The 14,037-nt window shown below is 69.9% G+C and carries 11 protein-coding genes and 1 pseudogene; 7 read left to right on the top strand and 5 right to left on the bottom strand.

The features are described from left to right. The first annotated feature begins 124 nt into the window (after positions 1–124). From ACIBJH_RS37320 to ACIBJH_RS37310, 3 genes and pseudogenes are all read left to right on the top strand, one after another. Positions 125–973, top strand: a complete 849-nt coding sequence (locus tag ACIBJH_RS37320) for an RNA polymerase sigma factor SigF (protein ID WP_200715920.1) — start codon at positions 125–127, stop codon at positions 971–973. Positions 974–1,265: 292 nt separating this feature from the next. Then, on the top strand, positions 1,266–2,156 hold the full coding sequence (locus ACIBJH_RS37315) for an RNA polymerase sigma factor SigF (RefSeq protein WP_019073292.1): 891 nt from the start codon (positions 1,266–1,268) through the stop codon (positions 2,154–2,156). A gap of 410 nt (positions 2,157–2,566) precedes the next feature. Next, positions 2,567–2,764: pseudogene (locus ACIBJH_RS37310) on the top strand (GNAT family N-acetyltransferase); the annotation flags it as partial. A 23-nt stretch (positions 2,765–2,787) separates the two neighbouring features. Here the strand turns inward: ACIBJH_RS37310 and ACIBJH_RS37305 are convergent. Next, entirely contained in the window at positions 2,788–2,991 is a 204-nt protein-coding gene (locus ACIBJH_RS37305; RefSeq protein WP_262060892.1) for a hypothetical protein, read from the bottom strand. Between the two features lie 205 nt (positions 2,992–3,196). Between ACIBJH_RS37305 and ACIBJH_RS37300 the strand changes: the two genes are divergently transcribed. The 4 genes from ACIBJH_RS37300 to ACIBJH_RS37285 all read left to right on the top strand — a co-directional run bounded on the left by ACIBJH_RS37300 (position 3,197) and on the right by ACIBJH_RS37285 (position 7,672). Continuing rightward, positions 3,197–3,721 (top strand): MarR family winged helix-turn-helix transcriptional regulator, encoded by a 525-nt coding sequence (locus tag ACIBJH_RS37300; protein ID WP_399121376.1) that lies wholly within the window; start codon positions 3,197–3,199, stop codon positions 3,719–3,721. A 21-nt stretch (positions 3,722–3,742) separates the two neighbouring features. After that, positions 3,743–6,241 carry an MFS transporter gene (locus ACIBJH_RS37295; RefSeq protein WP_399121375.1) on the top strand — a complete coding sequence of 833 codons (2,499 nt, stop codon included), beginning with the start codon at positions 3,743–3,745 and terminating at the stop codon, positions 6,239–6,241. Positions 6,242–6,336: 95 nt separating this feature from the next. Continuing rightward, positions 6,337–7,176: a YceI family protein gene (locus tag ACIBJH_RS37290; protein WP_399121374.1), complete on the top strand. Its 840-nt coding sequence runs from the start codon at positions 6,337–6,339 to the stop codon at positions 7,174–7,176. Positions 7,177–7,204: 28 nt separating this feature from the next. Further along, positions 7,205–7,672 carry a PPOX class F420-dependent oxidoreductase gene (locus ACIBJH_RS37285; RefSeq protein ID WP_399121373.1) on the top strand — a complete coding sequence of 156 codons (468 nt, stop codon included), beginning with the start codon at positions 7,205–7,207 and terminating at the stop codon, positions 7,670–7,672. A gap of 111 nt (positions 7,673–7,783) precedes the next feature. Here ACIBJH_RS37285 and ACIBJH_RS37280 read toward each other — a convergent pair whose 3' ends face one another. The 4 genes from ACIBJH_RS37280 to ACIBJH_RS37265 form a co-directional block, all read right to left on the bottom strand. Further along, complete coding sequence (locus tag ACIBJH_RS37280) at positions 7,784–8,554, bottom strand: TetR/AcrR family transcriptional regulator (protein WP_399121372.1); 771 nt, start codon at positions 8,552–8,554, stop codon at positions 7,784–7,786. Between the two features lie 132 nt (positions 8,555–8,686). Further along, positions 8,687–10,156 carry an MFS transporter gene (locus ACIBJH_RS37275; RefSeq protein ID WP_399121371.1) on the bottom strand — a complete coding sequence of 490 codons (1,470 nt, stop codon included), beginning with the start codon at positions 10,154–10,156 and terminating at the stop codon, positions 8,687–8,689. Positions 10,157–10,253: 97 nt separating this feature from the next. Further along, positions 10,254–12,509, bottom strand: a complete 2,256-nt coding sequence (locus ACIBJH_RS37270; RefSeq protein WP_399121370.1) for an ArnT family glycosyltransferase — start codon at positions 12,507–12,509, stop codon at positions 10,254–10,256. Further along, positions 12,506–14,029 carry a glycosyltransferase gene (locus tag ACIBJH_RS37265; protein ID WP_399121369.1) on the bottom strand — a complete coding sequence of 508 codons (1,524 nt, stop codon included), beginning with the start codon at positions 14,027–14,029 and terminating at the stop codon, positions 12,506–12,508. The genes ACIBJH_RS37270 and ACIBJH_RS37265 overlap by 4 nt, the downstream gene beginning before the upstream one ends. Between the last annotated feature and the right edge of the window lie 8 nt (positions 14,030–14,037).

Here is a 14,037-nt window from a genome sequence, read left to right as displayed (position 1 = left end):
ACCCAATGCCCCAACTTGCCCGTCAACACGGCCTAACAAGGTATTAGTCGGTGCTTGCACACAGTGCACATGTCTTGTGATGCTATGACCGCTTTTGACGGATGAGTTGACCTATTGAAGAGGTGTGGCGTTGACCGTGTCGGCCAGTACAGCGCCGCCTCAGGAAGAGGCTCCCGCCCAGCCCCCGGCGGCAGCCGCTCCGCCGCGCAGCCGCGGTGCCGACACCCGGGCCCTCACCCAGGTGCTGTTCGGCCAGCTCAAGGGGCTCCAGCCGGGTACGCCGGAGCACAACCGGGTGCGCGGGGCGCTCATCGAGGCCAATCTCCCGCTCGTGCGCTACGCCGCCGCCCGCTTCCGCTCCCGCAACGAGCCCATGGAGGACGTCGTCCAGGTCGGCACCATCGGTCTGATCAACGCCATCGACCGCTTCGACCCGGACCGGGGCGTGCAGTTCCCGACGTTCGCGATGCCGACCGTCATCGGTGAGATCAAGCGCTACTTCCGTGACAACGTTCGCACGGTCCATGTCCCGCGCCGGCTGCACGAGTTGTGGGTGCAGGTCAACGCGGCGACCGAGGACCTGACGACCGCCTTCGGGCGCACTCCGAGCACCGCGGAGATCGCCGAGCGGCTGCGCATCGGCGAGGACGAGGTGCTGTCCTGCATCGAGGCGGGCCGCTCGTACCACGCGACCTCCCTGGAGGCCGCCCAGGAGGGCGACGGACTGCCCGGCCTGCTGGACCGGCTCGGCTACGAGGACCCGGCCCTGGACGGCGTGGAACACCGCGACCTCGTCCGGCACCTGCTCGTCCAACTCCCCGAGCGCGAACAGCGGATCCTGCTCCTGCGCTACTACAGCAATCTCACCCAGTCGCAGATCAGCGCGGAACTCGGCGTCTCCCAGATGCATGTCTCACGGCTCCTCGCGCGCAGCTTCCAGCGGCTGCGCTCCGCGAACCGCATCGAGGCGTAGAGGCGTAGAGGCGTAGAGGCACAACCGAAAGCGCTGGCGAACTGTCACCGGTACGAACGAATCACTCACTGGGGCGGTTCCCGCCAGTTCTGCGCTGAAAAACCGTCAGACCCCCTTTTTCCAGGGCTGTTTCGTAACAGACAAGTCGACATGTCACTACAGCGTGTTGCCGACATGTGACATTCTGCCGGAAGCGCGTTTGCCGTGGCCCAGGCTCCGGTATTCAGGTGAAGGCACCGCTCCCCAGACGGGGGCGATCGCCGCGACCGTCCCGCGACCCAAAGGGGGTGGCATGTCCGCAGACCAGGGCAGCTCGAAGGTGCTCACGCTCACCAAGAGCGAGGCTGAGCCCGCACTCGACGCCGTTACGGTCCTGGAGGCCGTACCCGCCGTACCGGCCCCGGCCCTCCCGACCACGGGAGCCATCGACACCCGCACCCTGTCCCGCTCCCTCTTCCTGCGGCTCGCCGCACTCGACGAGAACAGCCCCGAGCGCGGTTACGTCAGGGACACCCTCATCGAGCTCAATCTCCCGCTGGTGCGTTACGCCGCCGCGCGTTTCCGCTCCCGCAACGAGCCGATGGAGGACATCGTCCAGGTCGGCACGATCGGCCTGATCAAGGCGATCGACCGGTTCGACTGCGAACGCGGGGTGGAGTTCCCGACGTTCGCGATGCCGACCGTCGTGGGCGAGATCAAGCGCTTCTTCCGCGACACGTCGTGGTCGGTGCGCGTCCCGCGTCGCCTCCAGGAGCTGCGGCTGGCCCTCACCAAGGCCAGCGACGAGCTCTCCCAGAAGCTGGACCGGTCGCCGACGGTCCCCGAACTCGCCGCGGTCCTGGGCGTGTCCGAGGAGGACGTCGTCGACGGCCTCGCGGTCGGCAACGCCTACACGGCCTCCTCGCTCGACTCCCCGGCCCCCGAGGACGACGGCGGCGAGGGCTCCCTCGCGGACCGCCTCGGCTACGAGGACACGGCCCTGGAGGGCGTGGAGTACCGAGAGTCGTTGAAGCCCCTCCTGGCCAAACTCCCGCCCCGCGAGCGCCGGATCATCATGCTGCGCTTCTTCGCCAACATGACCCAGTCACAGATCGGCGAGGAGGTCGGCATCTCCCAGATGCACGTCTCCCGCCTCCTCACCCGCACCCTGTCCACCCTGCGCGAGGGCCTGATCTCCGACTGAACCCCCCTTGAACCCGCCGCCAAGGGTTCCTACGTGACGAAGCGTCAGCCACTCTCCACGACCCGACGCGTCGTCCCACACGGACAACTGGCCGCCGAGGCGCCCCGCTGGGTGCGTCGGCGGCCGTCGTCTGCCCCACACCGCCCGCCTACGCGGGCGGCAACTCCGGGGGTACGGCGGTGTGTTCGGACACGGTGACGTTCGGGACGCACATCAACAGGCTGGCGCGCACAAGGACAAGACCCCGGCCGCGTGCGTCGACGCGTTCCGCTGAGGATGCACATCGAGACACGGGACGTCTCTGTGAAGTGGCGCAAGGAAGCGCCCCAAAGGGGCGCGGGGAACTGCGCGCCCAGCCACAACGGCGCCGCAGCCAACCAACGACAGATGACGGCTTCCCCCAGCGGAGCGACACCGCGGCCCGAGGCCACGGAATCGCCGCCCTGCTGACCGACGAAGCGCTGCGGATCGCCCGGGAGTCCGGCGCCCGCACCGTTGATCTCACCTCACGCCCCGACCGCACCGCCGCCAACCGCCTGTACGAGCGGCTGGGCTTCCGGGCGCGGGAGTCGACGGTCTACCGGTACCCCGTGGAGCCGGCCCGGTAGCCGCCTGAATCGCGCGGTCGGCGCTACATCATCGCCAGGTACACCACCGCCGCCACGACCAGCACGGCGACGACGACGCCGACGATCAGGCCGATACGCGGTCCGGCGGGAGCGGCGGCCTGCTGCTGGCGGCCGCCCTGGGGGGTCTCGTCGACGAAGGCACGGAACATCTGGGTGCTGCCGGCGGGGTCGTAGTTGCCCTCGGGGCCCTGGGTGTTGTTTGCCATGGGCCGAGACACTAGCGAATCCCCGGGGGACACCCAAGTGCGGGGCTTCGCGCAGCCGTTCCCACCTGTGGGTTTACGGTCAGAAATGCTTGCCTTTGCCAACTTTTTATGCCACACCCATCCCGTTTTATTTGCCTGTAGCAACCAACCTCTCTTATGGTTGCCCCAAGCAACGAACGTGACCATGGAGGGCAGGGGAGGTGTGATGGCCGAGCGGACGCAGTACGAGGAGCTGATGCGTCAGTTCAGTGCCTTCGGCGCCGTACGCAGGGAGCTGGGACGGATCCTGCCGTCCGACTGCCCCAGCGGCTCCGCGGCCGTACTGACCCTGCTCGGCCGGCACGGCGCCATGCGCATGAGCAGGCTCGCCGAGCTGCTCGCCGTCGACATGTCCGTGACCAGCCGTCATGTCGCGCACGTCGCCGACCGCGGCTGGATCGAACGGTCCGCCGACCCCTCGGACAAGCGCTCCCGCATCCTGCGCCTCACCCCCAGTGGCCAGGTCCGGCTCGACGAACTGTCCCGGCGCACCGCCCAGTTGCTCGCCGACCGGCTGAGCGGCTGGAGCGACGACGAGGTCGGACAGCTGATCCGGCTGATGGCCCGGCTCCGCGCCGACTTCGGCGACTGCCGTAGTACGCACACGGCCCAGCCCCCTCCCGTCGAAACCCCCCGTTCCCCCCACTCCCCCCACCCCGAACTCGAACACACCACCCGTACACCCGCATAAGCACGGAAGAAAAGGAAGCCCATGGCAACGACCACACCAGCCGGTGTGCGGGCTCACGCCAAGCACGGAGGGGGATCCCCCGCGGCCCCCGACGGCTCTCCGATGACGCACCGGCAGATCATGGAGGCGCTCTCCGGGCTGCTGCTCGGTCTGTTCGCCGCGATCATCTCCTCGACGATCGTCACCAACGCTCTGCCGACCATCATCGGCAGCCTGGGCGGCGGCCAGGAGGCCTACACCTGGGTCGTCACCGCGGCCCTGCTCTCCATGACGGCCTCGGTGCCGCTGTGGGGCAAGATGGCGGACCTGGTCAGCAAGAAGGCCCTGGTCCAGATATCCCTGGTCATCTACATCATCGGCTCGGTCGTCGCCGGCCTCGCGCAGAACCCGGCGATGCTGATCGGCGCCCGTGTCATCCAGGGCCTCGGCGCCGGCGGCCTGTCCGCCCTCGTCCAGGTCGTGATGGCGGCGATGATCGCCCCGCGCGAGCGCGGCCGGTACTCCGGCTACACCGGCGCCACCTTCGCCGTCGCGACCGTCGGCGGTCCGCTGCTCGGCGGGGTGATCACCGACACCTCGTGGCTCGGCTGGCGCTACTGCCTGTTCGTCGGCATCCCCTTCGCGCTGATCGCGCTGATCGTCCTGCAGAAGACGCTGAACCTCCCGGTCACCAAGCGGAAGGTCAAGGTCGACTGGGCCGGCGCCTTCTTCATCACCGCCGCGGCCTCGCTGCTGCTGGTCTGGGTGACCTTCGCCGACGACAAGTACGACTGGCTGTCGTGGCAGACGTACACGATGGTGGGCGGCACGTTCGTGCTGGCGCTGCTGTTCGTGTTCACCGAGACCCGGGCGAGCGAGCCGATCATCCCGCTGCGCCTGTTCCGCAACCGCACGGTGTCCCTCGCCTCGCTGGCCTCGCTGTTCGTCGGCGTCGGCATGTACTCCGGCACGGTCTTCTTCTCCCAGTACTTCCAGCTCGCCCGCGACAAGTCCCCGACGATGTCCGGTGTCATGACGATCCCGATGATCGGCGGCCTGTTCGTCGCGTCGATGGTCTCCGGCCGCTTCATCACCAGGACCGGCCGCTGGAAGGGCTGGCTGGTGGCCGGCGGCCTCTTCCTCACCGCGGGCCTGGGCCTGCTCGGTCTGATGCGCTACGACACCCCGTACTGGGAACTGTCCATCTACATGGCCATGTTGGGCATCGGGGTCGGCACGATGATGCAGAACCTGGTCCTCTCCACGCAGAACCAGGTCACCCCGAAGGATCTCGGCGCCGCCTCCTCCACGGTGAGCTTCTTCCGCTCGCTCGGCGGCGCGGTCGGCGTCGGTGTGCTCGGCTCGGTCATGTCGGGCCGGATCACGCACTACGCCAAGGACACCGTCGCCTCGCTCGACCCGCAGTCGCAGGCCGCCGCCGCGAAGGCCGTCGGCAGCAGCGCCCTCCCCGACATGGACGCCCTCCCGAGCACGGTCCGCACCTGGCTGGAGAGCGCCTACGGCCACGGCATCGCCGACGTGTTCCTCTACGCGGCCCCGTTCGCCCTCATCGCGTTCGTCGTCGTGATGTTCATCAAGGAGGTCCCGCTGCGGACGACGGGCGGGCTTGCGCAGGCCGCCGAGGAGGCCGTGGGCGTGCTGGACGCGGCCGAGATTCCCGCGCCGGCCGAGGAGAAGATCCCCAGCTGGGCCGCCACTTCCGAGACGCAGGAGGAGACCGCACCCGTGACCACAGCCATGTCCGTCCCCGCGTCCGGTGGAATTCCCGTCCGCGGCTTCGTCCGCGGCGCCGAGAGCGCGCCCGTCCCGCAGGCCGCCGTCACCCTGATCTCCCTCGGGGGACGCCAGTTGGGCCGCTCGGTCACCCAGGCGGACGGCTCCTACGCGCTGGACGCGCCGAGCGTCGGCTCGTACGTCCTGATCGCCTCCGCCGACGGCTTCCAGCCGCAGGCCTCCACGGTCGTCGTCAACGGCAGCGACCCGGTCTCCTACGACGTTCTCCTCAGCGGTACCAGCGGCCTCAACGGCCTTGTCCGGGCGGCCGATTCGGGTCAGCCGGTCAAGGACGCGATGGTGATCGTGACCGATGTGCGCGGAGATCTGCTGTCCACCGGAACCACCGGTGAGCAGGGCGAGTTCGCGTTCGCCGAGCTGGTGCCGGGGGCGGTGACCGTCGCGGTGAACGCCGACGGGTACCGGCCGCGCGCGCTGCCCGTCGAGGTCGGTGGCACCGGCGTCACCCGGGTCGAGATCGACCTCGACTCCGGCGCCCAGGTCCTCGGCGTGGTCCGCGCCCCGCACGGCCCGCTGGCCGACGCCCGGGTGACCCTCGTGGACGCGGCGGGCAACGTGGTCGGCACCGCCACCACCGGTTCGGACGGGGCGTACGCCTTCACCGACCTGAGCGGCGGCGAGTACACGGTGATCGCGACGGGCTACCCGCCGGTCGCCACCGCCGTCACCCTGAACGGCCGCGGAACCGACGGCCACGACATCGAACTCGCCCACCCCGGCGAGTAGTTGATACCCCGGTCCGCGCAACGCGTCCCGAGCGGAGGCGCGTTGCGCGGACCGGCCCCCTTTGCAGGGCTGTACGGCGAGGAGTTGCAAGACACATGGGACTGACCGCGAAGATCCGTACCCGCGACGGATGGGCCGTGTCGCACGCGGTCGTCACGGTGACCGACCCGACCGGCGCGCAGGTGCTGCGGGCCGAGGCGGACGCGGAGGGGGCGGTGCGGGACCCGAACCCCATGGCCCCCGGGCCGTACACGGTGATCGTGACCGCCGTCGGCTACGCGCCCGCCGCCGCCACCGCGATCGTCACCGCTGGGGGTCCCCCCTCTGGGGGAGGCCGGGCCGAGGTCGGCACGGTCACCCTGGCCCGCCAGGGCGGCACCGAACTCCCGCCGCCCGGCCCCTGGACCGTCGACCCCGCGCACTCCACGGTCGGCGCGGTCGCCCAGCACCTGGGCATCTCCAGCGTGCGCGGCCGTTTCACCGACTTCGCGGCGACGGTCGAGATCGCGCCCGACGACATCGCCAAGTCCCGCGTGGAGGCGGTCATCCGGGCCACGTCCATCGACACGGGCAACGGCATGCGGGACACGCACTTGCGGTCCGCGGACTTCCTGGACGTGGACCGCTACCCGGAGATCACCTACCGCTCCACGGGCCTGTCCCCGGCGGGTTCCGACCGCTGGACGGTGCACGGCGAACTCACCCTCCACGGTGTCGTACGCCCCGTCGACCTCGACCTCGCCTACCTCGGCACCGGCGCCGACCCCTGGGGCGGCACGCGGGCCGCGTTCCGCGCGACCACGGAACTGCGCCGCGAGGACTTCGCGATGAACTACAACCAGGTCGTCCAGGCGGGCATCGCCGCGATCGGCACGACCCTCAAGGTCGAACTGGACATCCAGGCGGTGCAAGGGGAGTCGCTGCCTCAGGCGTGACGCGGTGCCGTGCGCCTAGGGTGGCGGTATGGCACCGAACATCGCGACCAACACCACCGTCTCCCTGGACGAGTTGCTCGACTTCGTACGACCCCGCCACCGCGCCCTGCTGCTGACCCGGCGGGCCGACGGCAGCCCCCAGGCCTCGCCGCTGACCTGCGGGGTCGACGACTCCGGGCGGATCGTCGTCTCCACCTACCCCGAGCGCGCCAAGACCCGCAACGCCAAGCGGGACCCGCGGGTCAGCCTCGTCGTCCTGAGCGACGAGTGGAACGACCCGTGGGTCCAGATCGACGGCACGGCCGAGGTCATCGACCCCCCGGAGTCCGTGGAGCCGCTCGTCGAGTACTACCGCAACATCGCGGGCGAGCACCCGGACTGGGACGAGTACCGCGCGGCGATGCTGAAGCAGGGCAAGTCGATCATCCGGGTCACGCCGGAGCGGTGGGGGCCGGTCGCCACCGGCGGTTTTCCGGCGCGGCTCGTCGAGAGCTGAGGTGGTGCTGGGGGCTCCGCCCCCAGACCCCCATCGGCCCTGAAGGGGCCTCGTCCTCAAACGCCGGACGGGCTGATGGTGCCGGCCCGGGTTGAAAGGGTCTGCCCGTGCTCAACCCCGCTTCACCATCGCCTCGATGCCCGCCACCAGCAGGTCCAGGGCGAAGGTGAAGTCCCGTTCCATCATCTCCGCGACCGTGTCGCCGCCCCGGGCCGCCATGAGTTTCTTGGACTCCTCGACGATCTCGGCGGTCGTCGGGGCCCCGTCGAACGTCGTCATGACGTCCCGGAAGTAGTCGTCGGGGGTCATGCCGGCGTCGGCGACCCGGGCGAAGAAGTGGCCCTCGATCGTGCCGTAGCCGTAGACGAACTGGAAGACGGCCGAGATGGCGCCCGTCAGCCCGTGGTCCGGCAGTCCCGTGCGCCGGATCACGCGCTGCACGACTCGGGAGAAGGACAGGTTGTTCGGTCCGATGTTGAGATACGTCCCGGCGAGCGGCGACAGCCACGGGTGCCGTACCAGCAGGCCCCGGTACGCCGTTGCCAGCATGCGGAGTTGGTCCCGCCAGTCCGCGCCGTCGGCCTCCGGATCGGGCAGTGACAGCTCACCGAAGACGGCGTCCAGGGCGAGTTCGAGAAGATCGTCCTTCGTGTCGACGTACCAGTAGACGGACATCGCCGTCACGTTCAGCTCGGTGGCCAGCCGCCGCATGGAGAACTTGGCGAGTCCTTCGGCGTCGAGGAGTCGTACGGTGGCGAGGGTGATGCGGTCACGATCAAGACCGGAGGGCTGTCCGCCCCCACGTCCACTCCGGCGCGTCCGGGTCTCCAGCCAGACACTGCTACGCGCGGAACGCCCGGACGACGGGCTTGTCTTGGCCATGACGCACCTACCTCAGCATTTCAGTTCCAGGCCAGTATCCAGGGGCGCGAGGCTGTGACATTTGCGGCTCCGCCGCGTGGGCGCGACCAGCCACAACGCACCCGCAGCCGCCAACACACCCCGCCACCCGAGCTACCGGGCGACCACCACCCCCGAGTCTGCCCGCTCCGCCCGCCACAACAACGCAGCCGCAAGCAAGCCCCCGGTCAAGACAGCGACCGCCCCCACCAACTGACTGACCTCCAGCGCGGAAGAGAAGGAATCGGTCACCCTTCTCCTCTCCTCGGCGGAAGAAGCCCCGGCCAGCCCCTCCGGCAAGGAGCCCGCCGCGAACCGCGAACTCAGCACCGCCCCGAGAACGGCAACGCCCAACCCGTTCCCGAACTCCCCCAGCGTTCCGTTCACGCCCGCACCGACCCCCGCCTTCTCCGGCGGAATCGCACTCATGATCGCATGAGCCATCGCCGGATTCGCGAGCGCCGCCCCCACCCCGATCAGCAACAGCCCCGCCAGCGTCCCCGCGTACCCACCGGACGCGACCACCGCGATCGACGCCAGCCCCGCAGACATCAGCACCATGCCCAGCGCGATGGCCTGCGGAGCGCCGAGTTTCGCCGTCCACTTCGCCGCCAGCCCCGAGAAGTTGAGCGCGACGATCGCCAGAGCGAGCGGCGCCGTCCGCACGCCGGCCTCCAACGGGCCGTAGCCGAGGACGAATTGGAGGTGCTGGGTGAGGAGGAAGAGGGAGCCGGCCATGCCGAAGGTGATGAGCACGACTCCGGTGACCGCGCCCGTGAAGCGGCGGTCGCGGAAGAAGTCGAGGTCGAGCATGGGGTACGGGACACGGTTCTCCCAGTACGCGAACGCGGCGAGGACCACGAGCGCCACCACCGCCGTGAGCAGCACCCGGTCCGACGTCCAGCCGTGCGCGGGGCCGGAGATGATCGCGTAGACCAGCGCGGCCATGCCGACCGTGGAGAGCAGGGCGCCGAGGAGGTCGGGGCGGTCGCCGCGCGGACTCTTGGACTCGGGGACCAGGGCCACCGCCGCGGCCAACGCCAGTGCGGCTACCGGGAGGTTGATCATGAAGATCGCGCCCCACCAGAAGTGGTTGAGCATGAAGCCGCCGATGAGCGGGCCGGTCGCGAAGCCGAGGGCGTTGACGGCGGCCCAGATGCCGATCGCCTTCGGCTGTTCCTCGGGGGTGAAGATCTGCATCACGACGGCGAGGGTGGTGGTGATGAGCAGCGCCCCGCCGACCCCCATCCCGGCCCGCGCGACGATCAACTGCCCTGTGGAGTCGGCCAGTCCGGCGATCAGCGAGCCGACGCCGAACAGCACGAGTCCCGTGATCAGCATTTTCTTACGGCCGTAGCGGTCTGCCGCGCTGCCCGCGGTCAGCAGGAGCCCCGACTGTACGAGCGAGTACGCGTTGATCATCCACTGGATGTCCGCGGTGCTCGCGTCGAGTTCGCGGGTGAGCGAGGGGATCGCGACGTTCAGGACGGTGTTGTCGAGCAGCACGGTGAGCTGCGCGAGACAGATGACTCCGAGGACGATCCAGCGCTGGGAGTGGCCCTGGAGGGCTGGGGAGGTCGACATGCCATACACCGTAGAACAGTTCCTGTACGGCGTACAACGGAGATATGAAGGAGGGGCGGTGACCGTGTGGTCACCGCCCCTGCTCAGCCCCGAACCGTCAGCTGCTCGTCTTCTGCGTCAGGTCGTAGAAGGTGGCCGAACCGACCGTCACCTTCTTGTAGTTCTTCTCGACCCACGAGGTGATCTGCGAGGAGCTGCCGGTGCTGCTGCCGCCCATGCCGGTGCCGCCCGAGATGAAGTAGTGGATCTTGCCGTCCGCCACGTACTTCTGGAACTGGGCCAGCGTCGGCGACGGGTCGGTGCCGTTGAAGCCGCCGATCGCCATCACCGGGTCGCCGGTGGCGAGCTGGTAGCTCGCTGCGTTCTGGGAGCCGATGGACGCGGCGACCCAGGTGTACTTGCTCGCGTCCGTCTGGAGCAGCTTCTTGGCCGCCGAGGTGACCGTCGCGCCGTTGAGCAGGCCGCCGACGCCACCGCCGCCCATGCCACCACCGTCGCCGGTCTGGCCGCCGAAGCCGCCGCCCTGGTTCTGGGTGCCGCCGCCGGGCGTGGTGCCCGTACCGCCGCCGGGTGCCGTACCGGTACCGCCGCCGGGCATCGTGCCCGTGCCGCCGCCCGGGAAGCCGCCGCCCTGGTTCTGGGTGGTGCCGCCGCCCTGCTGGCCGGGCATCGTGCCCGTGCCGCCGGTGCGGTTGCCGCCGCCGAAGCCGCCTCGGCCGCCGCCGGGACCGCCGCCGCCCATCATGCTCGCGCCGGCCGGACCGGCTGTCGGGATGGAGCCGGTGTGCGCCGAGTTGACCGTCGACATGGTGTACGCCGCCGGGCCGGCCAGGCCCGCCACGATGCTCAAACCGACCGCCGCGAGGGCGAGTTGGCGGCCGATCTTCGCGACGAAGATCAGGCCGAGCGCGCCGGCGAGGGAGCCGAGGAGGACCAGCCACTTGAGCCAGGGCAGGTAGTCGGGGGTGCGGTTGAGGAGGACGTAACCCCACACGCCTGCGGCAACTACCGCCGCCGCGAGGGTGATCGACGCCCAGATCTCGCCGCGCCGCTCCCAGAGGGAACCCGCGCCGATGCCGATCACGGCCGCGATGTAGGGGGCGAGGGCGACCGTGTAGTACTGGTGGAAGATGCCCGCCATGTAGCTGAAGACGAGCAGCGTCGTCACCAGCGAGCCGCCCCAGACCAGGAGCGAACTGCGCCTGACCGACGTGCGGTTGAGCTTGCGCGTGGCCACCAGGCCCGCGACCAGGAGGATCAGCGCGGCGGGCAGCAGCCAGGAGATCTGGCTGCCGATCTCGGAGTTGAACATGCGGTTCCAGCCGGTGGCACCCCACATACCGGTGCCGGTGCCGCCACCGCCGCCTCCGACACTACCGGTCTCGTCGCCGCTGAGGCGGCCGAACCCGTTGTAGCCGAAGGTCAGTTCAAGGAAGCTGTTGTTCTGCGAGCCGCCGATGTAGGGGCGCGAGGAGGCCGGCCACAGCTCGACGAGCGCGACCCACCAGCCGGCCGCGACGACCAACGCGCCGGTGGCCAGGCCCAGTTGGGCGAACCTCTTCTTCACGCTCACCGGCGCGCACACCGCGTAGACGATGGCCAGCGGCGGCAGGATCAGGAAGGCCTGGAGCGTCTTCGACAGGAACGCGAAGCCGATCGCGACTCCGGCCCACACCAGCCACTTCGTACGGCCGTCCTCCAGGGCCCGGACGACGAGGTAGCAGGCCACCGACATCAGCAACGCCAGTGCCGCGTCGGGGTTGTTGAAGCGGAACATCAGCGCGGCGACCGGGGTGAGCGCCAGCACGGCGCCCGCGATCAGACCGGCCTCGGGGCTGTGCCGGCGGCGGACCGCCGCGTAGACGACGGCGACCGTGCCGACGCCCATGAGGACCTCGGGGACCAGGATCGCCCACGAGTTGAGGCCGAAGATGCGGACCGAGATCTCCATCGGCCACAGGAACGCCGAGGGCTTGTCGACGGTGATCGCGTTGCCCGCGTCCAGCGAGCCGAACAGCATCGCCTTCCAGCTCTTGCTGCCGGCCTGGACCGCCGCCGAGTAGAAGGAGTTGGAGTAGCCGGACGCGCTCAGGTTGTAGAGGTAGAGCAGGCCGGTCGCCAGGAGCATGCCCCAGAAGGCGGGGCGCACCCAGCGCGGGTCCTCGGGCCGGCCGCGCCACAGGCGGCGCCCGAGCGGCTGCTTGGGCTCACCGGCCTGGGGGGCCAGGGGGTCCGAGGGCGCCACCGGTTCGTGCACGGCCGTGTCTCTGGCACCGGTGTCACCGGTCGGCGCCCCCCAGGACGAGGGGCCGCCTCCTCCCGGATAGGTCGTCTGATCGGTTTCGGTGGTCATCGGGGGTCCCTCGGATCGGTGTCGTGGGGACGCACCGGCTGCAACTGCATCGTCGCGTCCCTCCAGGTGCCGTCCGCGGCTTCACCGGCGCGGAACTGGGTGGTGGTGTCGTACGGCGCTCCCTGCTGGGGCTGGGGCTGCCGGTGGGGCAACGGGCCGTAGGCACCGTGGTGCTGTGCGTGCTGAGTGTGCTGCGTGTGCTGGGGGGCCGTCCCCGCCGTCGAATAGGTGGGCGACGAAGGGGAGTTGAGGGCCACGAGCGTCGACTCGTCGGTGCTGTCGCCGTGGTCCGGGAAGACCCAGGCGCGGAAGAGCAGGAAGCGCAGGACGGTCGCGGCGAGGTTGGCGGCCACCAGGACCGCGAGTTCGGTGGAGTGCCCCGGGTTGCTGCTGGCCGCGTTCAGCGCCGCGAGGGAGCCGCTGGTCAGCGCGAGGCCGATGGCGAAGACGACCAGGCCCTGGGCCTGGTGGCGGACGGCGCCGCCCCGGCCGCGGACCCCGAAGGTCAGTCTGCGGTTGGCGGCCGTGTTGGCGACCGCCGAGACCAGCAGCGCGAGCGCGTTGGCGATCTGCGAGCCGCAGAACTGCCGGAAGGCGCTGTAGAGCACCAGGTAGAAGAGGGTGGAGAGACCGCCCACGACACAGAATCCGACGAGCTGGCGGGCCAGGCCCTTGGGCACGTCCTTGATGTCACGGTCGCGCGGGTCGTCGCCGAAGGGGCGCGTGACACGGTCGAGCGGCAGCGAACCGGAGGCCAGGGCCTTGCCCACGCGCCACACTCCCTTCAGGTCCTCGGTCGCCGTCTTCACGATGTGGACGGTCGAGTTCGGGTCGTCGACCCAGTCGACCGGCACCTCGTGGATGCGCAGTCCGGCCCGTTCGGCCAGCACCAGCATCTCGGTGTCGAAGAACCAGCCGGTGTCCTCGACGAGCGGCAGCAGCGCCTGGGCCACATCACGCCGGATCGCCTTGAACCCGCACTGGGCGTCCGAGAAACGGGCCTGCAGCGAGCCGCGCAGGATCAGGTTGTAGGTCCGGCTGATGAACTCGCGCTTGGCGCCACGCACGACACGCGACGAGCGGGCCAGCCGGGAACCGATCGCCAGGTCGGAGTGACCCGAGATCAGCGGCGCCACCAGGGGGAGCAGCGCGTTGAGGTCGGTGGAGAGATCGACGTCCATGTAGGCGAGGATCGGGGCGTCCGAGGCGGACCAGACGGTGCGCAGTGCTCGACCGCGCCCCTTCTGCTCCAGGCGGAAGGACTTCACCTCGGGTATTTCCGACTCCAGCCGCGCCGCCACCTGAGGAGTGGTGTCGATCGACGCGTTGTCCGCGATGGTGATGCGGAACGCGTACGGGAACGTGCGCTTGAGGTGCTCGTGCAGTCTGAGCACACATGGCTGGAGGTCCTTCTCCTCGTTGTAGACGGGGATCACTACGTCCAGGACAGGCGTACCGGCGTCTCCGGCCGGGAGGTGCTCCCGCGCCGGCAGGGTGCCGGGAGAAGAGTCGGTTCGCATGAACCGAC

The sequence above is a fragment of the Streptomyces sp. NPDC050548 genome (assembly GCF_044457385.1).
Classification (GTDB): Bacteria; Actinomycetota; Actinomycetes; order Streptomycetales; family Streptomycetaceae; genus Streptomyces.
The sequence above is the reverse complement of the archived record's forward strand: the minus strand, read 5'-3'. Positions and strand labels throughout refer to the sequence as shown.

Excerpts from the sequence above, each read along its gene's own strand:
- ACIBJH_RS37305 (WP_262060892.1), bottom strand. The coding sequence starts at position 2,991 with ATGGCAAACAACACCCAGGGCCCCGAGGGCAACTACGACCCCGCCGGC.
- ACIBJH_RS37285 (WP_399121373.1), top strand. The coding sequence starts at position 7,205 with ATGGCACCGAACATCGCGACCAACACCACCGTCTCCCTGGACGAGTTG.
- ACIBJH_RS37290 (WP_399121374.1), top strand. The coding sequence starts at position 6,337 with ATGGGACTGACCGCGAAGATCCGTACCCGCGACGGATGGGCCGTGTCG.
- ACIBJH_RS37270 (WP_399121370.1), bottom strand. The coding sequence starts at position 12,509 with ATGACCACCGAAACCGATCAGACGACCTATCCGGGAGGAGGCGGCCCC.
- ACIBJH_RS37300 (WP_399121376.1), top strand. The coding sequence starts at position 3,197 with ATGGCCGAGCGGACGCAGTACGAGGAGCTGATGCGTCAGTTCAGTGCC.
- ACIBJH_RS37280 (WP_399121372.1), bottom strand. The coding sequence starts at position 8,554 with ATGGCCAAGACAAGCCCGTCGTCCGGGCGTTCCGCGCGTAGCAGTGTC.
- ACIBJH_RS37275 (WP_399121371.1), bottom strand. The coding sequence starts at position 10,156 with ATGTCGACCTCCCCAGCCCTCCAGGGCCACTCCCAGCGCTGGATCGTC.
- ACIBJH_RS37295 (WP_399121375.1), top strand. The coding sequence starts at position 3,743 with ATGGCAACGACCACACCAGCCGGTGTGCGGGCTCACGCCAAGCACGGA.
- ACIBJH_RS37265 (WP_399121369.1), bottom strand. The coding sequence starts at position 14,029 with ATGCGAACCGACTCTTCTCCCGGCACCCTGCCGGCGCGGGAGCACCTC.
- ACIBJH_RS37315 (WP_019073292.1), top strand. The coding sequence starts at position 1,266 with ATGTCCGCAGACCAGGGCAGCTCGAAGGTGCTCACGCTCACCAAGAGC.